General features: G+C 42.6%; 14 protein-coding genes. 9 read left to right on the forward strand and 5 right to left on the reverse strand.

Going from position 1 to position 21,889, the window contains the following annotated elements; genetic code table 11:
* Positions 1–30: 30 nt before the first annotated feature.
* Positions 31–711: a uracil-DNA glycosylase gene (ung, locus tag H0U71_02255; GenBank protein MBA2653873.1), complete on the reverse strand. Its 681-nt coding sequence runs from the start codon at positions 709–711 to the stop codon at positions 31–33.
* Between the two features lie 216 nt (positions 712–927).
* On the opposite strand from ung, the gene acnA reads away from it, so the two are divergent.
* Positions 928–3,561, forward strand: coding sequence for an aconitate hydratase AcnA (gene acnA, locus H0U71_02260; protein ID MBA2653874.1), 2,634 nt, complete (start codon positions 928–930; stop codon positions 3,559–3,561).
* Positions 3,562–3,694: 133 nt separating this feature from the next.
* On the opposite strand, the gene H0U71_02265 is transcribed toward acnA, so the two are convergent.
* The 3 genes from H0U71_02265 to H0U71_02275 form a co-directional block, all read right to left on the reverse strand.
* Positions 3,695–6,391 carry an ankyrin repeat domain-containing protein gene (locus H0U71_02265; GenBank protein MBA2653875.1) on the reverse strand — a complete coding sequence of 899 codons (2,697 nt, stop codon included), beginning with the start codon at positions 6,389–6,391 and terminating at the stop codon, positions 3,695–3,697.
* A 369-nt stretch (positions 6,392–6,760) separates the two neighbouring features.
* A complete protein-coding gene (locus H0U71_02270) occupies positions 6,761–8,383 on the reverse strand; it encodes an electron transfer flavoprotein-ubiquinone oxidoreductase (GenBank protein MBA2653876.1) in 1,623 nt (540 codons plus the stop codon).
* Complete coding sequence (locus H0U71_02275; protein MBA2653877.1) at positions 8,384–9,481, reverse strand: hypothetical protein; 1,098 nt, start codon at positions 9,479–9,481, stop codon at positions 8,384–8,386. It lies immediately after the preceding gene.
* Positions 9,482–9,633: 152 nt separating this feature from the next.
* Between H0U71_02275 and H0U71_02280 the strand changes: the two genes are divergently transcribed.
* The 8 genes from H0U71_02280 to H0U71_02315 all read left to right on the forward strand — a co-directional run bounded on the left by H0U71_02280 (position 9,634) and on the right by H0U71_02315 (position 20,230).
* Positions 9,634–10,386: an electron transfer flavoprotein subunit beta/FixA family protein gene (locus tag H0U71_02280; protein ID MBA2653878.1), complete on the forward strand. Its 753-nt coding sequence runs from the start codon at positions 9,634–9,636 to the stop codon at positions 10,384–10,386.
* Positions 10,386–11,336, forward strand: a complete 951-nt coding sequence (locus H0U71_02285; GenBank protein ID MBA2653879.1) for an electron transfer flavoprotein subunit alpha/FixB family protein — start codon at positions 10,386–10,388, stop codon at positions 11,334–11,336. Before H0U71_02280 ends, H0U71_02285 begins: the two co-directional genes overlap by 1 nt.
* 10 nt (positions 11,337–11,346) lie before the next feature.
* The gene (ald, locus tag H0U71_02290; GenBank protein ID MBA2653880.1) at positions 11,347–12,465 is read left to right on the forward strand and encodes an alanine dehydrogenase; all 1,119 of its coding nucleotides are present in this window, start codon (positions 11,347–11,349) and stop codon (positions 12,463–12,465) included.
* A gap of 21 nt (positions 12,466–12,486) precedes the next feature.
* A complete protein-coding gene (locus H0U71_02295; GenBank protein ID MBA2653881.1) occupies positions 12,487–13,872 on the forward strand; it encodes a leucyl aminopeptidase family protein in 1,386 nt (461 codons plus the stop codon).
* 57 nt (positions 13,873–13,929) lie between these two features.
* Positions 13,930–16,377 carry an acyl-CoA dehydrogenase gene (locus H0U71_02300; protein ID MBA2653882.1) on the forward strand — a complete coding sequence of 816 codons (2,448 nt, stop codon included), beginning with the start codon at positions 13,930–13,932 and terminating at the stop codon, positions 16,375–16,377.
* A complete protein-coding gene (locus H0U71_02305) occupies positions 16,352–17,647 on the forward strand; it encodes an acetyl-CoA C-acetyltransferase (GenBank protein MBA2653883.1) in 1,296 nt (431 codons plus the stop codon). The genes H0U71_02300 and H0U71_02305 overlap by 26 nt, the downstream gene beginning before the upstream one ends.
* Positions 17,648–17,713: 66 nt before the next feature.
* Entirely contained in the window at positions 17,714–19,819 is a 2,106-nt protein-coding gene (locus H0U71_02310) for an enoyl-CoA hydratase/isomerase family protein (GenBank protein MBA2653884.1), read from the forward strand.
* A gap of 15 nt (positions 19,820–19,834) precedes the next feature.
* Entirely contained in the window at positions 19,835–20,230 is a 396-nt protein-coding gene (locus H0U71_02315; protein MBA2653885.1) for an acyl-CoA thioesterase, read from the forward strand.
* 79 nt (positions 20,231–20,309) lie between these two features.
* Here H0U71_02315 and H0U71_02320 read toward each other — a convergent pair whose 3' ends face one another.
* A complete protein-coding gene (locus tag H0U71_02320; protein MBA2653886.1) occupies positions 20,310–21,575 on the reverse strand; it encodes a hypothetical protein in 1,266 nt (421 codons plus the stop codon).
* Between the last annotated feature and the right edge of the window lie 314 nt (positions 21,576–21,889).

Consider the following 21,889-nt stretch of genomic DNA (forward strand, 5'->3'; position numbering starts at 1 on the left):
GGGTTGGTTAGGGGCACCTTTCAAATTACTCTAGTTTTCTAACTTCCAATCAATAGGGGTCTTGCCTAGCTTGGTTAAGATCGCATTTGTCTTAGAAAAATGTTTACACGATAAAAATCCGCGAACAGAAAAAGGAGAGGGGTGAGCGGCTGTTAGAATATGATGTTTGGTAGGGTTAATTATCTCGCCCTTTCTTTGAGCGTAAGCTCCCCACAGTAAAAAAACCAGGCCTTCTCTTTTATCGTTTAAGACTTGTATAATTTTATCCGTGAATTGTTCCCAGCCCATTTTGGCGTGACTTTGTGGTTTTCCGGCTTCAACTGTTAATACCGCGTTGAGCAATAAAACCCCTTGCTCAGCCCACTTGATTAAACAGCCATTGTTGGAAATAGGAATGTTAAGATCTTGGTTTAATTCTAAGAAGATATTTTTAAGCGAAGGAGGCGGCTTAATACCAGGGAGCACAGAGAAAGATAAACCGTGGGCTTGTTTCGGTCCGTGATAGGGGTCTTGACCAATTACAACCACTTTTACAGTCTCTAAAGGAGTGAATTTTAACGCATTGAATACGTCAGATTGTGGCGGGTAAATCTCTTTGTTACTACGTTCACTTTTAACAAAAGCCATGAGCTTTTGAAAATAAGGTTGTTCTTTCTCAGCAGCAAGTTCAGTTTGCCAGGTGATTGTTTTATTTTCGATTGTAGTGTCCATAAGATTACCTCAATAGGACAGCCACTCTATTTTGTGAACATAGGTTTTGTCAAGGGTGGGTAAGATGGTGTTATACTACCCCCACCCATATTCAGCCCATTTTTGATTAACTAACATTGATTTCGCTTAATTTCGGTTTTAATCGAAATCGGCCAGGACGGATATTTGCTTGTTAGTGGCTGAAGAGTAATATCACCCCTTGCACGAGGAGCTACTATGCTGAGTTCAGATTCTTTCGATACATTTAATGTGTTGGAGGTCGAAGGCAAAAAATATCATTACTATAGCCTCGCCTCTGTCTCAAAAAAAATCCCAAACATTAAATCACTGCCTTTTTCGTTAAAAGTATTATTAGAAAATTTGTTGCGATTTGAAGATGGAGCGCGCGTAACACGTGAAGATATTGAAATATTAGCCAATTGGGGCACAACAAAAACTGATCTTCATGAAATAGCTTTCAGGCCTGCGCGAATACTTATGCAGGATTTCACGGGCGTTCCTGCCATTGTTGATTTAGCTGCAATGCGCGAAGCCATGCAAAATTCTGGAGGCGATCCCAATAAAATTAATCCGCTGACACCGGTCGATTTGGTCATAGATCACTCCGTACAAGTAGATAAATTTGGTTCTGCGCAGGCTTTTAGAGAAAATGTCGATTTTGAGTTTGAACGCAACAAAGAACGCTATGCTTTTTTGCGCTGGGGTCAAACTGCCTTCGAAAATTTTCGAGTGGTGCCCCCTGGCACGGGGATTTGTCATCAAGTTAATCTGGAATTCTTGGCGAAGGCCGTTTGGCAAAGTGAAGTAGAGGGTAAGCTCATTGCATATCCCGATACCTTAGTGGGTACTGATAGTCACACGACTATGATTAATGGCCTGGGAGTTTTAGGTTGGGGAGTAGGGGGTATTGAAGCGGAGGCGGCAATGCTGGGTCAGCCGGTATCAATGTTAATTCCTGATGTCATTGGTTTCAAACTTATTGGCACCCTCCCTAGCGGTACTACAGCCACCGATTTAGTATTAACCATTACTCAAATGCTAAGAGCACGAGGGGTGGTCGGCAAGTTTGTTGAGTTTTTCGGTCCTGGCCTGAATGAATTACCTTTGCCAGATAGAGCAACGGTGGCTAATATGGCGCCTGAATACGGCGCTACCTGTGGCTTCTTTCCTATTGATAAAGTGACACTTGAATACATGCGACTCACCGGGCGAGATGAGCACACGTTAGCATTGGTGGAAGCTTATACACGGGCGCAAGGGTTATGGCGAGATGAGGGAGCTGATGAACCTGTTTTCACTGACACTCTTTTCTTAGATCTCGCAAGTGTTGTGCCAAGTCTTGCAGGTCCTAAGCGTCCTCAAGACCGGGTTAAATTAAAAGAGATGCCTAATGCTATTAAATCTGCCTTGTCACAAATTCCTGAAGGGGACAAAGTTAATGAGTCAGGATTAAACCACGCAGATGTAGTCATCGCGGCTATCACCAGTTGCACGAATACCTCTAATCCTAGCGTGTTAATGGCAGCAGGCTTGGTCGCCAAGAAGGCCATTGAAAGAGGTCTAACTGCAAAGCCTTGGGTTAAAGCGTCATTGGCTCCGGGATCCAAAGTCGTCACTTCCTACCTACAAAAATCAAACTTACAACGCTACTTGGATGAATTAGGCTTTAACCTAGTAGGCTATGGTTGTACTACCTGTATTGGAAATTCAGGCCCGTTGCCCGAGAAAGTGTCTGATGCTATAGAGAAAGACAACCTCTGGGTGTGCGCCGTGCTTTCTGGCAATCGTAATTTCGAAGGTCGTATTCATCCGCAAATCAAAGCAAACTGGTTAGCGTCTCCTCCCTTAGTGGTTGCATATGCTTTGGCGGGCACCACCAAGATCGATTTCCAATCTGAACCCCTCGGTAAAAATGCTGAGGGAGAAGCTATTTATTTAAGAGATATTTGGCCCAGCCAAGAGGAAATTATTAACGAAGTCAGCAAAATTGATCGCAACATGTTCCAAGAACAGTATGCGGATGTTTTTAGAGGCGATGCCGATTGGCAAAAACTCGAAGTAGGAGAAGGTCAAACGTATGATTGGGATATAAATTCCACTTATATTCAGCATCCTCCCTATTTTGAAGGTCCTCAAGTTAAATACAGCAATATCGAAGGAGCTCGTATCTTAGCGTTATTTGGCGATAGTATCACAACCGACCACATTTCTCCGGCAGGCTCAATCAAACCCAATAGCCCAGCAGGTGAATTTTTACAAGAACATGGCGTTGCAGTAAAAGACTTCAATTCTTATGGTGCGAGACGGGGAAATCATGAAGTTATGATGCGCGGAACATTTGCCAATATACGCATCCAAAATGAAATGTTAATGGGAGTAGAAGGTGGCTACACTAAGTATTTACCCACTGAAGAAATCCTATCCATTTACGATGCAGCTATCCGGTACGCTGCTGATGAAACTCCCCTTGTTGTGATCGCTGGCAAAGAATATGGCACAGGATCGTCAAGAGATTGGGCAGCTAAGGGCACACGCTTACTCGGCGTAAAGGCGGTGGTTGCTGAGAGTTTTGAACGGATACATCGGTCCAATTTAATTGGTATGGGTGTATTACCTTTGGAATTCTTAGATAATTTAAACCACAAACTTCTCGGCTTAAAGGGTTATGAGTTGATTACAATTCGCGGGATAGATAAAGACTTGTCACCTCGACAAAAATTTATTATGAGTATTAAAAATGAAGAAGGCGAACAAGAAGTCGAAGTCTTATCTCGTTTAGATACCCAGGAAGAAATAGCTTACTATCAAAATGGCGGCATTCTCCCCTATGTCTTAAAGAATTTAACCTAGAGAGTAAAATGTAGGCATGGTTTCATCAAGGCTACTTATTATATTTTGTAGCCTTGATGCAATGAAATGGAATCAAGGAAACCCAAAGTATTTTGAGTTCTGGAAACAAAAAGCCTTGATTGCATCAAGGCTACTAGTTGGGGAATTTTTGGTCGTATGCAGGGAGGTGCCCAGCCTCCAACGTTGAAGAGGCCTCAGATCCTTTTGTAAAAAATAAAGTCACTGGTCCATTATTGTTATTATTAACTGGCTGTTCTTTGACATCATTTTTGTTGGCAGAAAGAAGCTTTTTATAATCGGCTAATATGCCATCTAATGCCTCATTTAAGGTTTCATCTAAAAGCATTAGCGGATTCTTTACACGGTAATATGTGCGATATTCCATCGTAGAGCTCAGTAACCAATTGGCTCCTTTGACATCATGACTAGGATTTAAAACACCCGACAATACATTAATCAGCCAAGTGCGTAGCTCGATAGCGCGAGCTGATTGATCATTGGCAAGGTATTCATAAGACTTTATAGCACGCCGCTGCATGACAACAATATCCTTACCTATTTCATCTTTCTCCTGATCAGTTAAGGCATTATTCTCTAGAGTTGTTGCTGCATCTAAGGTTCCAACCGCATCTAAACTTACAAAGCCATTCATAATTAAATTTACTATTTCGTAGCTAGCGCTCTTCTTACTTTCTACTCCCTGGTTATTAAACGACGCTAAAAAGTAGCTATAGGATTCAACAAACTGCACTTGTTCTAGATAAGCAAAGCCTAAATGTAAAGTACCTTGTCCAGGCGAAATTTCGTCGAGTGCATTGACGACCACTTCAATCTTTAAGAGGGTAGCTTCAGAGTCAGGACTCGCCTTAAGAAGAATTAGATAATTATTGATGAGTTCCTCAAGAAGCTTTGTCACCACTGACTTCAGATCATAATTGACAACGTAGGGCTCACCTGAGAGATATATTTTTTGGACCCAATCCACTGCTTGCTGACAACTCTGCTCTAATAATCGTTCAAATTCATGTTTAAAGATGACCTGGAAAATTGTTTCATTAGCAGTAGCTAGTAATTTTTCAGGATTCTCCAATGGAAGTCCAAAACCACCTTTTGCTACAGAACAAATTAATGTTTCTAACATTTTCTTACAGTTATAAGAAATTGCTATTTCAATTAGCCCTTGACCCTTATTGTTTTTAACCTCTAATGAAAGGTTAAAGCCATTCGCTAATTCTCGTAGCATCTCAATTTGTCCATATTCAACAGCGGTAAATACCGGACCTCTAGGAAAATCTAGGGGAAGTTTATAGCCATTGACCAGCTGGCGGAGCACCTCAATGTGACCGTGGCCAATAGCTTGTGCTACTAATTGGAAGCCAAAAATTGTAAGGGGTTTGAGGTTCAGTTTATGGAATTCCACAAGATAGCGTAAGATCTTAAGTTGCCCAAAATTGACGGCGTAATCCAAGGGTCCTCTGCCTTTCCCATCTACTACATCTAAAGAAAGACCGTGAACTTCGGCCAGTTCTCTTAATACTTCGAAATTACCTAGAGCGGTAGCTTCGAAAATCGTTCCTGATCTCAACCTAGGTTGGACATTGAGCGAATGCTTATGCACATCTACCCAGTAACGCAAAACCTCAAGATTACCAAATATTATGGCCACATTACTGTTGGCACTATCCAAGGAGCAGTTTTGCTCTTCGATTAAATATTTCGCCACCTCCGTTTTACCCAAACCTAGAGCCAACAACAATGCGCGATTTTTATCTTGTTCATTTTTTACAGCGAGCGCACAATTTTGTAACTCCATTAAATATTTTAAAGCGGGAACATTCCCAAATGCGACAGCCGTCAAAACCGGATCCTGCCTACTATTGTTACGAACTTCAAGAGGACATTCTTTAATTTCAATTAGATAGCGTAATATCTCATAATGCTTCCTCTGGATTGTCATCAGCACAGGATCGTCACCCTCATGGTTTTTAACCTGTAGTGAAAGTTGATAGCGTTCCACTAACTCTTTTAACAGCTCAAGTTGACCATGCGCTATTGCTATTAACACTGGGTCAAATCCACCATTATTTTTTGAATTTAAAGTGAAACCTAAATCATTAATTAGCCAATTCATTACGTCAATGCGACCGGAACCCGCGGCTATTAGTAAAGCATTATTTCCATACGAATCTTTATAATTAACATTTATTTTTTTAGATAGCTGCTGTAATTCTTCTAAGTTAATACTAGTATTAGAGATTAAATATAAAAATGCAGCATCAGATAAAGAATTATCATCGAATTTCGAATGTTCGATTAACGAAACTATTTCTTTTACGTCAATCTTAGCAACATACTGTCCTAAGAATATGTGTAAAATTTTGGGACTAGGAGCAAGTTGCACAGCGGCACCAAATGCTGTGGTATTTTCATGATCAACTAATGTTAAATCCATAGTGTGATCAACTGATAATAGCTTTGATACAACTTCAATATTATTTTCGCCAGTGGCTAAGTGTAGAGGAGTTTTTCCATAATTGTCAGGAAATTGCTCAGCATGGTTATCAAGTAACAGCGCAACGATTGCTAATCGGCTTTCCTTTAGCACAGCATAGTGTAAAGGACTGCGCCCAGAGTAGTCTCTATGGTTTGGGGAAACTCCATAATCTAGCATTAAAGACACCAGGTCTTTTTTGTTGGCTATTACTGCTTGATGCAAAAGATTATTTTCTTGGATTAATTTTGGATGCTTCTTAATCCATGGTATTAAAATGCCCCAAGAAGTGTCTGATGATAAAAATTGAGACCATTGATTTAATTCTTTACTTTCCACTACGAGTACCTGCTATTGAGTGCGTTGGTTAAATAACAACGATAAGAAAGTATAATCGGAGAAACTTAACCTAATATTAAGCAGGGATTTGCCTATTTTTATGAGTATGGCGATTACAGCAAATGCCTCAATGAGCTAAAACCGAGCATATTTGATTAAATGAAGTTCGTAGCCTTAATGCAGTGCAACGGAATCAAGGATATTCATATGGGTAACTACAAAGATAATTGTAATGTAATTGACTAGCTATCTTCTTTTTTATAGGAATGTGGAGGAGCAAATTATGAGTGATTTGGAGAATGAATCCTTGATTACGCTGCGCTGCATCCAGATGAAGCGAAGCGAAATCCAGGTTCCCAATTAGGTAAATTACATATCAATATAATTAGGCCCGTCGCCCCCTTCGGGAGGCACCCAATTAATATTCTGCTTCGGATCTTTAATGTCACACGTTTTGCAATGAACACAATTTGAGGCATTAATCTGTAAATAAGGCACTGAATCTTGATGCAGTATTTCATACACGTTTGCGGGACAATAACGCGATTCGGGTGAATCATAAATCTTGAGATTTACTTCAATGGGAATAAGTGGATTCAGAATCTCTAAATGACACGGCTGATTTTCACTGTAATAGGTATTAGCTAAATAAACCGACGATAATTTATCGAAGGTAATTTTATTATCTGGTTTTGGATATTCTATTTTTTTAACTGCTTTCGCGGGTTTTAACGTGGTGAAATCCGCATGATTTTTAAAGGTCCAAGGCGCTCTGCCGTGAAAAATGTAGTTATCAAGCGCTGCATAGGCAAGGCCGGTCCAGAGACCTTTTTTAAATCCTGGGCGTATATTTCTAGCAAGATATAATTCTTTACCAACCCAAGAATTTCGTAAATTAGGCTCAAACTCCTTGAGTTCAGACGCTAAGTTATGTCGCTCTGCATACAGGGTTTCTGCGGCGATCATGCCTGACTTCATGGCAGTATGGGTGCCCTTAATTTTAGGAACGTTCAAGGTTCCAGCGCTATCGCCTATGATCATAGCGCCAGGCACTGTGAGCTTAGGCAGCGATTGCCATCCCCCCTCGGTGATAGCCCGAGCGCCGTAACAAATACGCCGGCCATTCTTAAATAGGTGGATAAATTTGGGGTGGGTTTTGAATTGTTGTAGTACTTCAAAAGGGTCTAGATAAGGATTTTGATAATCAAGCCCTATAATGAATCCCACTGCCAGCTGTTGATTTGCACCATGATAAATGAAGCTGCCACCATACGTTTTAGAGTCAAGCGGCCAACCGACTGTGTGAACTACCTTACCTTCACGGTGCTGCTCTTTGGGAATTTTCCAGAACTCTTTGACACCTATGCCATATGTTTGCGGGGAACGATCATCCTGAAGATTGAACTTTTTAATAAGCTGCTTGGTCAGCGATCCACGACACCCTTCAGCAAACAACGTATGTTTGGCGAGTAGTTTAATCCCGGGCTGATAGCGATCTGTAGGTTGATTATTTCTATCAACGCCTTTATCCCCTGTTACCACGCCGCATACTTTTTCATCTGCATCATAAATAATTTCGACCGCTGCGAAACCGGGAAAGATAGTTACACCCAAATTTTCAGCTTGTTTAGCCAGCCAGCGACACAAATTCTCAAGACTAATGATGTAATTGCCACCATTTTTCATAGGTTTCGGGGTGGGTAAGCGAAGAGAGTGGGTAGCAGTAAGCAGATAAATATCGTCTTCCGTAATGCCAACTTCAAGGGGGGCGCCTAACGCTTTCCAATCGGGAAGCAACTCATCCAGGGCCTTAGGTTCAATCGCAGCGCCGGACATTATATTAGAACCGACTTCGGCTCCTTTTTCTAAAACACAAATTGAAAGAGGCGCAGCATCTTGTAAGGTTAATTGAGCCAGGCGAATGGCGGCGGATAATCCTGCGGGGCCAGCGCCGACTATGACTACGTCAAAGGCTAGGCTTTCGCGCTCCAACTATTTATTCCGGGAAAAAGGATTATTGAAGGTCGGTAAAGTCAAATTGTCGAATTTCTCCTTGACTTGAGTAAGACCACCCTTCATGTCTTCCTTTATAACCGCTGCGCGCTCTAAAGTGTTACCCACTGCATCCTTGAAAGCGCTATCTGCTGGATCCTTGGTGGCTTCTTTAGATTTTTTTCCAAAAAATTTAAAGGATGTGGGTTGCGATGTATTATCGTCTGTATGGTTATTATCTTCTTGCGCTTTAGCCGCTATTCTTTCGCCGGCTGTTTGTGTTATTGAGAGTTTTTCAAGAGAGGCTGTTTCATCTGGAGTGAACAATGCGGAGATCTTTTTGCTTAAATTAGATGCCAAGACTCTTTTCAATATGTTGGTCAATTTCTCAAAGTTACTCTCGACAGTTTCTAACTTCGTTTTAAGCTCCTCGGTCTCCTTGGAAAGGCCTGAAACTTGGCCCATAAGGCTCTCTTTTAATCCTTTTTCAAGCACTTTCTCCTCAGCCTGTTGTTTTACTGATTTATTCTCTTTAACTAACTGTTGGTTTTCTTCTAGGGCTGATTTTAATCTTTCTAGATTGATCTTGAGAGAATATTCTAGCTCGGCGATTTTTGTATCTTTTGATTGAAGCTCTTCCTGTAATTTGCTCGTACGCTCCTTATTATTTGCGAGTGCGACGTAATTATCGTGTTGCCTGTAGGCAAATTTACATAAGGTATAGAGATAACTCTTTTCTCTGTGATACCATTTTTTTAACTGTTTGGGTTTTTTAAGATTTGATAGCAGTACATTCTTATGCTGATCTTCAGCAGTGTGATTTAATTCAGCGTTAACCCCCGCGGCCGCTTGCTCTCTAAACTTTAGAATAGCATCAACCAACTTTTTCATGCTTTGCGCATATTTAACATGACTGTCCGATATTTTTCGGTCTTTTGATTTTAAAGCAAGATAAACGTCAAGTTGTAATCCCACTTCTGTCACCCAATCGTTGCTCGGGTTCCAGACAATGCACTCATTTTTTTTAATAGGTTTTGGGATTGAGCGTGGGGCAAGATTTTGCTCTTTATTATTGATTTGTTCGCGTCCTGCTTGCATAACCCCTCCAATACTAGTTATAGATTCTTATTAAGGTTGAGATTTTAAAATAAATAGCCAATATCACCAAGATATTTCTCCCCTACAGCCCCTTTGTGGCTATTTAAATTGATTTCAGCTAAAATTTCTCTTTTTTTGCTTCAAGGAAGCTTATGCAAAAAATCCTCGTCAGTATCAAAAGAGTGGTAGATTATAACGTAAAAATTCGCGTTAAATCAGACCACTCTGGCATTGAAACCAGCAATGTTAAGATGTCGATGAACCCCTTTGATGAGATTGCGGTTGAAGAGGCGCTGCGTTTGAAAGAGCAAGGCCTCGTTAATGAGACACTCGTCATTTCAATCGGGCCAGAGGGTTGTCAAGAAGTGCTACGATCCGCCTTGGCGATGGGAATCGACCGCGCAATTCATATTCTTACAGATCAACAATTTGAACCTATTAACATTGCGAAAATTTTGCAATGGGTCGTTGAGAAAGAACAACCCGAATTAGTGGTTTTAGGCAAACAAGCGATTGATGATGATTGCAATCAGACAGGTCAAATGTTGGCGGCTTTACTAAAATGGCCACAGGGTACTTTTGCGTCTAAGGTAGAAATACAAGGTCAAGAAGCAATTGTAACCCGCGAAGTAGATGGGGGTTTAGAAACCTTAGCACTCATCTTACCCGCAGTAATCACGACCGATTTGAGATTAAATAAACCTCGCTATATTTCCTTGCCCAATATTATGAAGGCCAAACAAAAAACGCTTGAAACGTTACCATTCGATAGTTTGGGGTTAGCGCTCAAATCACACTCTATCGTGAAATCCATTACCCCTCCCTCCCAAAAGAAAAAAGGTGTCACAGTAGAATCGGTTCAAGAGTTAATTAAAAAATTACACGAGGAGGCTAAAGTTATCTAATGTCAGCCTTAGTGATTGCAGAACATAACAATACCCAATTATTAGCCTCTACCTTATCAACACTGCAAGCGGCGCTCAAGTTGCATCCCGCCGTTGATGTTTTAGTGATAGGGTATAATTGTGCCTCGGTTGCCGATGAAATGGCGGAATATGAGGGAGTAAACGAAGTCATTTGTGCTGATAACCCCGTCTATGAACAACAATTGGCGGAAAATACGGCAGAGTTAGTGGCGGAGTTATCCTCCAAATATGCTTACCTATTAGCGCCGGCTAATACCTTCGGTAAAAACCTAATGCCCCGGGTGGCTGGATTAATCGGGGTAGGACAAATTTCAGATATTACCCAGGTTATTGATGCAGCTACCTTTATTCGTCCTATTTATGCCGGTAATGCGTATGAAACAGTTGAATCAACCGATCCCATTAAAATAATCACCGTTCGCACTACAATGTTTGCCCCTGTAGGAAAGACCTCCCAAAAAGCCCCTATCAAAAACGAAGCGAAGGTAATAGAGAATACACTGTCGAAAGTGGTGGGTAGGCAATTAACGAAGAGCGATCGTCCAGAATTAACCGCTGCAAAAATAGTTGTTTCTGGTGGCAGAGGTTTACAAAATGCGGATAACTTTAAACTGCTAGAACAATTAGCGCAGCAGTTAGGTGCCGCGATTGGTGCTTCCCGAGCAGCCGTAGATGCGGGGTTTGTTCCTAATGATTACCAAGTGGGCCAAACGGGCAAAGTAGTGGCGCCTGATTTGTATATTGCCATAGGCATTTCAGGGGCGATTCAACATATTGCCGGAATGAAAGACAGCAAAGTGATTGTCGCTATAAATAAAGATCCCGATGCGCCCATTTTTGCCGTCGCCGACTACGGTCTTGTTGGCGATTTATTCAAAGTACTGCCAGAATTGCAATTGGAGTTAACAAAACTAGGATATACCGGTTAAAGGAAGAACAATGATTATTGGGGTTCCTAAAGAAATCAGGAAGGGTGAGTATCGGGTAGGCATGGTGCCCCATAGCGCACGGGAGTTGGTGAGAAGAGGCCATCAAATAATAATTGAAAGCAATGCGGCGAAAGGCATCGGATTTGAGAATAAGGACTACCTTTTTGAAGGGGGCGTTACTATTGTCGATTCAGCAGCAGAAGTTTTTGCAAAGGCAGATCTTATTGTTAAAGTTAAAGCACCTCAGCCAAGTGAATACGCACTTTTGAGAGAGGATCAAATTTTATTTACCTATCTGCATCTAGCGCCAGACCCTGAGCAGGCTCAAGCATTACTTGATTCCGGCTGTATTGCCATTGCCTATGAGACAGTGACAGATTGTTTTGGCAGGTTACCGCTTTTAACACCGATGAGTGAAGTAGCGGGCAGACTGTCCATCCAGGCAGGGGCTTATTGGCTGCAAAAAAACAATGGTGGCAAGGGGGTTTTATTGGGAGGGGTACCCGGAGTAAGTCGGGCCAATGTGGTAGTGATTGGGGGTGGAGTCGTGGGCACGAATGCGCTTAGAATTGCTCTTGGCAACGAGGCGAACGTGACGGTCTTGGACAAATCATTAGAACGCCTAAGAGAGCTTGACCAACAATTTGGGTCTGGTTTAAGTACGATTTTTGCAACCCAAACCTCTATAGAAGAACAGGTCTGTCAGGCCGACTTAGTGATTGGCGCAGTACTCGTGCCGGGGCATGCGACGCCGCAAGTGGTTACTCGCAAACTTCTTAAACAAATGGAGCCTGGCTCAGTGGTGGTCGATGTTTCCGTAGACCAAGGCGGATGCTTCGAAACAAGTAGGCCAACAACCTTTGATGACCCTACTTTTGTGGTCAATGATATAGTGCATTATTGTGTGTCAAATATGCCAGGAGCTGTGCCTCGCACTGCTGCTTTCGCACTCAATAATGCTACTTTACCGTTTATTATTGAAATTGCATCTAAGGGTTATAAAAAAGCACTTCTAGAGGATACTCATTTGCGTCACGGTTTAAATGTATACAAAGGGAAAATTACCCATCAAGCAGTCGCAGGAGATTTGAATAAAGAATTTCATGCTCCTGAGACATTATTAAACTAAGAAAAGAGGAACAGATTAACTATGTTGGATTGCTACGTCGGTGAAACACAAGGAAAAGTTATTCCGATACATACCATTATTACAAAGGAATTCAATTCTTGGCTGAAGAAGCAAACCGCAGTAGTCAAAAACTGGGTGAGTGTCACCAGCTTTTCTGCTAAACCTGGAACTGTTTGCTATCTAGGTAATCAGATGGGTGATGTGCAAGCGATCCTGCTTGGCATAGCGGATGCGCAAGATGTTTGGTCCTTGGGATATCTACCGACTATCTTGAAAGCGGGGGTTTACTCTATTGAAAAACAATATGACCCCTCCGTGGTAGATCTAGCTGCCATTGCTTGGGGACTGGGCCATTATCGTTTTTGTCGTTATCGAAGTGATGTTGTGAGCTATGATGCGAAGCTATTGCTGCCAGGCTCTTGCGATTACGCCCATATAGAGAGCTCTGTTAAAGCCACCTATCTCGTGCGTGATCTCATCAATACGCCTACAGAAGATTTAGGACCGGCCCAGCTTGCCGAAATTTCTTGCAACGTCGCGGAAGAGTTTGGAGCCAAAGTTAAATTAACTATTGGAGATGAACTTCTCAAGAAAGGTTATCCGGCAATACATGCCGTTGGACGCGCCAGTGTCAATGCCCCTCGTCTTATCGATATCAGATGGGGCAAGAAATCAGATCCCCACATTACATTAATTGGTAAGGGTGTTTGTTTTGATACGGGAGGTTTAGATATTAAACCCGCTATGTTTATGCGTTTTATGAAAAAAGATATGGCTGGAGCGGCGCATGTTCTGGGCTTGGCACAAATGATTATGTCAGCTAATTTACCGATACAACTTAGGGTATTGATTCCCGCTGTTGAGAACTCTGTTTCAGGGTCAGCGATCAGACCGGGTGATGTCATCCAAATGCGAAGTGGCACCTTTGTAGAAGTGACCAATACTGACGCTGAAGGACGCTTAATTTTAGCGGATGCTATTACCGATGCAGTGCAACATGAACCTGACTTAATTATTGATATTGCCACCTTGACGGGAGCGGCGCGGGTAGCGCTCGGACCTGAACCGGGCGCCATATTTACGGAAGATGATCAACTGGCGAATGAAATTTTCGAATATTCATTACAAGAACAAGACCCTTTATGGCGGCTACCTATCTATAAACCGTATCGTAATTTGTTGGAGAGTACTGTCGCCGACATAGTCAATGCGGACATGGAATCAGTAGGAGGTGGTGCTATTATGGCAGCACTGTTCTTGAAAGAATTTGTTCCCGATAAAATTAAATGGTTACACCTAGATATCATGGCATATAACTTGCGCTATAAACCATCGAGACCTATTGGTGGCGAAGCCATGGGCATTCGCGCTGTTTACCGTTACATAGTGGAAAAATATTGTAAGTGAAGGGTAATGGGTAATGGGGAATAGGAATGATGGACTTTTATCCTATAAGGAAAACTCATGTTAATCCTTGGTGAGATTTTCATTGCCATTTTTATTTTCCTATTCCTTATTTTCTATAATGTTCCTCTTTTAATCAGTACAGTGGTTTTTTTGGTTTATGGAGTAGCCTTAACCCTTATTCACGGACTGACGCTTACACTCGGCATTATTTGGGCTCTCTCCTTAGTGATTATGGTCATGCTCAATTTTCCGCCGCTTCGTCGCCACTCAATCACCTCAAGAATTTTTTTAGAGGTCAAAAATAAGCTACCGAGAATCAGTAAAACTGAGCGTGAAGTGTTGGCAGCTGGTGATGTATGGTGGGAAAAAGAATTATTTATTGGACGCCCAAATTGGAAGCAATTTCTAAAGTTCCCCGTTGCGAAGTTGAGTAAGGAAGAAAGCGACTTCCTCAATAACCAAGTCAATATTTTATGTCACTTGTTAGATGATTGGGGGCTCATCAAGCGAGGAGACCTTTCGCCGGAAGCATGGGATTATATTAAAAAAGAGCGTTTTTTAGGACTCACCATTCCTAAAAAATATGGGGGCCGAGGCTTTTCTGCTTTCGCTCACTCTACCATTATCATGAAGATTGCCTCTCGAAGTTACAGCGCCGCTGTAAATATTATGGTGCCTAATTCCGTTGGATTAGCCGAATTCATTTTGGAATACGGTACTCCAGATCAAAAGTCGTATTACCTACCTCGATTTGTCGTCGGAGAGGAGATTCCTTGCTTTGCTCTGACGTCACCGGGGGCAGGAAGTGATGCAGGATCAATGACCGATGAGGGAATTGTGTGTCACCAAGAATTTAATGGCCAAAATACGTTAGGTATTCGTCTCAATTGGAACAAGCGTTATATCACCTTGGCTCCTATGGCCACCATGATAGGTTTAGCGTTCAAGTTGTTTGATCCTGACCATCTTCTCGGAGGAAAAGAGAATATTGGCATTACATTGGCAATGATTCCCCGTAATTTTCCGGGTGTTACAATGGGCAATCGACATTCCCCCCTACTCCTCGCTTTTCTAAATGGACCCGTGTCCGGTAAAGACGTTTTTATTCCACTCGAATATATTATTGGTGGTGTAGAAGCGCGAGGTAAAGGGTGGTGGATGCTGATGGAAGGATTATCAGTGGGCAGAGGCCTTTCCCTGCCTGCGCTAAGTTGTGCTAGCGCTAAGCTGGCGTATCGCATGACAGGTGCCTATGCCAAGATTCGTGAACAATTCAATACCTCCATTGGCACCTTCGAGGGAGTAAAAGAAGCCCTGGCGCGCATCGGGGCTTTTACCTATATGGCAGAAGCCACTCGTTTTTTAACTGCATCGGCGATAGATCAGGAAGCAAAACCGTCTATCGCCACGGCGATAACTAAATATCATCTTACTGAATTGAGCCGAAAAATAATCAATGACGCAATGGACATTCATGGTGGTCGCTCTATTCAATTAGGACCGAATAATTATTTGGGCATTTATTACATTGCGCAACCCATTAGCATCACAGTGGAAGGGGCTAATATTCTAACCCGTAATCTCATCATTTTTGGTCAAGGAGTATTGCGTTGTCATCCCTTTATACAAAAAGAAGTGGCCGCCTTACAAAATGAAAATACAGAACGTGCTTTAAACAAATTTGATAAAGTTTTCTTTAAGCATATTGGCTATGGCTTATCAAATTTATTGCGCGGGCTATTTTATGGGCTCACCAATGCCCGTTTTATTCGTGTTCCAATACATGACTATACGTCAAAATTTTATCGTCAGTTAACGCGCATGAGTGTCGCACTCGCCATTGTTACAGACATTTCCTTAGCGACTTTAGGGGGAGAATTGAAGCAAAAAGAGCGACTTTCTGCGCGGCTTGGAGATGTGCTAAGTTATCTTTACCTGGCCTCTGCCACATTAAAATATTACGAAGATCATCAGAAATCGCCTGCAGATTTGCCTTTTATCGAGTGGATACAAAATTACTGTCTTTATCAAATGGCAAATGCCTTTAATCATTTTTTTGTTAACTTTCCGAAACCTTTTTTAGCAAGATTGATTAAAAATTTAATTTTCCCATGGGGAAATAATTATCATTTGCCGTTAGATGTGCAAGATCATCAGATTGCGAACACCATGATGCAAGCTGATGAGCTTCGAGAGCGTTTAACCGAAAATATGTATCTGGGTGAGGCAGAAGATATCTGCAGAAAAATGGATAAAGCGTTTGAGTGTCGATTAGCTGCGGAGCCTAGCTACCAAAAACTGCAGAGTGCGATTAAAAATGGGGTTGTTAAAGAAAAAAATTACGATGCGCAAATTGTAGCCGCAAAAAATGCTAATATTTTGACAGACCTAGAAGTAAATCAGTTACGTGAATTGGAACAATTAAGGTTTGGAGTAATCCAGGTCGACGAATTTAACTCCCTAATGAGGAATGAAGAGCATGGCAGAAAAGAAGTTATCTCATGATATTTACATAGTAGATGGTGCGCGGACTCCTTTTCTTAAAATGCGAGAACGCCCTAACCCTTTCTCTGCAACGGATCTCGCAGTCGCCGCTGGAAAGGCACTTTTGGATCGCCAACCTTTCGAGCCCTCCGATATTGGCGAAGTAGTGCTGGGTTGCGTCATGCCGCGTGAATCGGAAGCCAATATTGCGCGGGTGGCAGCGCTGCGACTGGGTTGTGGCAATAAAGTGCCTGCGTGGACGGTACAAAGAAATTGCGGTTCTGGAATGCAAGCGATCGATTCCGCCTTTAAAGATATTCTTTTAGGACGTCATGACCTCGTTTTAGCAGGGGGAACCGAAGCGATGAGTCGTGCACCCTTATTATACAGCGATCAGTTTGTTGATTGGATATCGAGTTTTAAAGCCGCTAAAACCCTCGGCAAGAAAGCGCAAGTATTAGCAGAATTCAAACCGAACTCTCTCATGCCAGAAGCGGCTCTACGAAAGGGTTTAAGTGATCCCTTGGTGGGTCTCTCCATGGGCCAAACAGCAGAGAAACTTGCCTGCCAGTTTCATATTAGTCGAGAAGAAATGGATCAATTTGCTCTTCGTAGTCATGAACGTATCACCAAGGCAAAAGAAGAAGGACGTCTCTCTAATGAAATGGCGGCTCTTTATGATACTTCTGGGAATTTTTACGATACCGATACCGGGGCCAGGACCGATACATCCCTGGAAAAACTAGCGAAACTCAAGCCCTTTTTTGATAAATATGGCTCAGTCACTGCGGGTAATAGTTCACAAGTAACTGATGGTGCAGCCATGTTACTGTTAGCAAATGAGGACGCGGTTAAACGCTATAATCTGCCTATTTTGGGTAGAATTGTCGATGTAAACTGGGCAGCTTTAGCGCCAGATGTGATGGGTTTGGGTCCTATTTTTGCTGCTACCCCATTAATGAAACGGCAACATCTTACCATTGATGATATTGATTATTGGGAAATCAATGAAGCGTTCGCCGCACAAGTGCTGGCTTGCGTTAAAGGCTGGGAAAATGACGATTTTTGTCGTAAAGAGTTAGGCCTAGATCATAAATTCGGTAGCCTAAATTTAGATAAATTAAACGTTGATGGGGGCGCTATAGCAGTAGGGCATCCCGTAGGGGCTAGTGGTGCGCGAATAATATTGCATCTATTAGAAACTCTAAAAAGAACCAATAAGAAAAGAGGGATGGCCATGATTTGTATCGGAGGAGGCCAAGGTGGTGCAATGTTGTTAGAACGTGTTTAACCATTGGAATTCAGAGATTAAATGTTAAAGGAATTTAGATTTACACTATTGAGGTAGGGCATGCCAATGAAAAATGATTATCAAAACTTCAAATTACGATTCGATGAGAAGGGTGTTTTATGGTTAGGAATTGATCGCCAAGGCAGTTCGGTCAATACGCTCAATCATTCCTTACTTCAAGAATTCGACGGCATGTTAGATGATATCGCGAAAGATACGTCTATCAAAAGTGTCATCATTTACTCTGAGAAAAAGGTAGGGTTTATCGCTGGAGCAGATATTTCGCAATTCACTGAATTAAAGACCGCAGATCAGGCCTTCAAATTGATCCGTCAAGGACAGCTAGTATTTGATAAATTAGCAGTACTGCCGCAACCCACGGTTGCAATGATCGATGGCTTTTGTTTAGGCGGGGGTTTAGAGCTGGCTCTAGCCTGTAAATATAGAGTTGCTGACGACAGCCGTCATACGAAAATAGGTTTACCGGAAGTCTTACTGGGTATTCAACCAGGCTGGGGGGGGACGATACGGTTGCCGCTATTGATCGGCGCACCCAATGCAATGAAGCTTATCCTCTCAGGCAAAATTATCAGTGCTCAAGAAGCGGCTAAGCTGGGCATCATTGACGACGCGGTGCCTAAGCGCACCCTTGAAAAAGCCGCCATGCACTATGCCCTACAAGCCCCTAAACCGCATCAACCTTCCTTTGTTGATGCGCTGACCAATCATGGGTTAGTGAGACCTTTATTGGTAAAGGTTTTCACGCAGAATTTAAAGGCAAAGATAAGTGAAGATCATTACCCGGCACCTTTTGCTGTTATCCGAAATTGGGAGGAATTAGGTCCGGAAAGCCCCCAAGCGATGGTGCAAGAAGCCCGATCCATTAGCGAACTTATGGTGTCTCCCACAGCGCGTAATTTAGTCAGGGCTTTTTTCCTAAAAGAACGGCTGAAGGGACTGGCTAAAGGTTTCAGCTTTAAAGCCAAGCATGTTCATGTCATTGGTGCAGGTACGATGGGCAGTGCAATTGCTGCATGGTGTGCTATTTCTGGCTTGACAGTTACGTTGCAGGATCAAACCCCTAAATTTATTGCGGCGGGAATGAAAAAGGCCTATGGCGTCATCAAGTCAAAACAAAAATCCTCACGTGAAGTCATGCTGACTATGGACCGATTAACCCCCGATCTTAACGGTACCGGCATTGCTAAAGCGGATGTCATTATTGAAGCCATTATTGAAGATCTTGGTGCCAAGCATGCGCTTTATCGAGAGATAGAAAGCAAGATGAAGCCAACCGCTATACTGGCAACGAATACTTCAAGCTTACCTTTAGCTGAATTAAGCAAGGTGCTTAAATTACCAAATCAGTTGATCGGTATTCACTTCTTTAATCCTGTAGAAAAAATGGAATTAGTGGAAATTGTCTATGATTCTGCCACTGATAAAGAACGCATAAACGATGCTATCGCCTTCGTAAAACAAATTAATCGCCTACCTTTACCTGTATTGAGTAAGCCGGGCTTTTTAGTTAATCGTATTCTCATGCCTTACCTCTTGGAAAGCGTATTATTGCTGCAGGAGGGTGTTCCTGCTTCGGCGATAGATAAAGCGGCTAAAAAATTTGGTATGCCGATGGGACCCATTGAATTGGCTGACAGAGTGGGACTCGACGTTTGTTTGTCAGTAGCCCAGATCTTAACACGTCACCTTGGTGGCGAAGTACCAGGACAGCTTCAGCAATTAGTGTCCGAAGGAAAGCTCGGTGTGAAATCGGGGGAAGGATTTTACCGCTATCACAACGGTAAGGTGATGAAAACTAAAAAAGAAGAAACGGCTGTTACCAAGATGCCAGAAGATGACATCATCGATCGGCTGATCCTGCGAATGTTAAACGAAGCGGCTGCATGTTTGCGCGAAACTATTGTCAGTGACGCTGATCTCCTAGATGCAGGCATGATCTTTGGTACGGGCTTTGCCCCATTTCGCGGCGGCCCTATGCAATACGCCAGAACGCGAGGCATTCCCGCAATTCGTCAGCGCCTGGAAGAACTTATGACTCAATACGGTGAACGCTTCACTCCAGATGCGGGTTGGCAGTCGCTGGATGATTTGCCAGAGACTTCTATTCATGAGCAAAAACCACCCAAACAACAAGAAACCCACGTTCATTAAAAGAGGTAAGAGGCTATGTCTACAGAAATAATTGCAAACCTACCTAATCGTGACCCGGTGCTGCGCATCAAGACATTACCCAATGATGCCAATAGATCGGGTGATATCTTTGGGGGCTGGCTGATGTCTCAAATCGACATAGCAGGGGCGATAGTTGCTACCAAAAAAACCCTGGGGCACGTTGTGACAGTGGCGGTGAAGGATTTGACCTTCTTGCAGCCACTGTTTGTCTATGACCTCGTAAGTTTTTATGTAGATATCGAGAAGATGGGAAAGACTTCTATCACAGTAAAAGTAGAGGTATACGCAGAAAGACTCACGCACCCCGGACTTATAAAAGTTTCAGATGCTACCCTTGTCTATGTTGCGGTTAGCCAGCCGGGTATTAAACGTGAAATATTACAAGAGTAAACGGTGCTGGGAATAGTAGGTCTTATACACTTGAACTTGGTACAAGACCCTATCGAATGCCTCTGGTTATATGAAAGCGTTAGCCATTAAGCGATTGAGCATTGTTTAAAATAGCGATAGGCTTCATATCTTCTGGGTCATTGTTTAATGTCCCGTAACCTCTTGCGAAAAATTGCGTGTGACGGCTATTAGACAGTGTGGATTCCCGAGGCAAAGTAATTTCTTCAAGCTCATCTTGAGATTCTTTAACTTCTGACCAATGATTTCCTGCCCAGGATATTCCAAAAAATAGCGGCGTAGTAATCGCAATCAAGCTGGCGGGGGCACTCACTTCTTTCAATGTGAGGGAAACGGATAAACCATTATCACAACCATGTAATGGCCCACCTAAATAGAGCAGTTTGTGAAAAATATTCGCTACACGGGGAGAAACCCAAGCGGCCTCGTCTCCTAGTTCTTCACCAAATTTGCTGGCAATCCATCTTAAGTTTTGTTCACTAAATCTCCCCTCAAAAAGATAAGTTTGAGTGAGAATAGTGCCAGAAACTATGCCTAGCACCACTAAGCTTATCCCCGCTGCACCCCAAGCTATTATCGCTGGGCTATTCATGATACTTAAAATAACAGAGGGCGGGATAAGGATTATAAGGGGTAAAACATGTTCAACAGTATCTGTTAGTGTTCCACTACCGCGAATGAGTTTTCGACAGACGTTACTTGCAGCGATGGGGCGTACTGCAGAGAATAATTTTTTCATTACAAATTTATCAGGTGCCTCGTGCGGCAGCACATCCATCATATTGCTAATTCCGGTACAGGTTTGGCTAATACCGGTGGTTACGACCATGGGCAAATCAAAAAGGGTATAGTACAAAAGGATGGCAAGACCTTCACTATGTGAGACAAAGGTGAGGGGAGTGTCATCACCTTCTTTCAAATCCTGCACCCATGCCTTCGTAGCAGAATAGAGAAAGCTGAGTGCCAAATAATCTACTATTATCGCCATGCCAATATAGCCATATTTTATTAATAAATAAGAGGATTTTCGTTTTAGCGACAAGGGCTGGGTTTCAATTGCAGCCAGTTCTTCTTCAGTTTGGGAGTCGCGGCGTTGATCATTAGTTATTCTCTTTTGGATTTCACGCCCTTGGAAATTGTAATGAGTCACTCCCGTAACAATGCCTGTTAATATTCCGAATAAGTATGAAACGGCATAATTAGAGGGGGTCAGGGTTTTAGTGGCATCGCGATTCATGAGTAAGGAAGTGCCCATCTCAGCGGCATCAGCCAGCCCTTGGGCCAACGAAGAGGTGATACGTAAGAATCGAGCATAGAATGTTCTCATGTTTTTACCTTTTATTTGTAATTATATGGGGTAGATCCAAAAAATATAAGGAATATATTATGGAGAAGAAATTCTTGTTGTAAAGCCAGAAATGATAAATTTTACTATTTAGTGCTCCTTTATCTTCTTCCTGTCGCCACAACATCTTTTCTTCCTGTCGCCACAACATCTTCTTCCTGTCGCCACAACATCTTTTCTTCCTGTCGCCACAACATCTTCTTCCTGTCGCCACAACATCTTCTTCCTGTCGCCCTGCGACACCCCCTCCTACGTCGTCCCGCGACTTGATCGCGGGATCCACGCCGATGCTGGAT

Source organism: Gammaproteobacteria bacterium, from assembly GCA_013697705.1.
Classification (GTDB): domain Bacteria; phylum Pseudomonadota; class Gammaproteobacteria; order UBA6002; family UBA6002; genus UBA6002.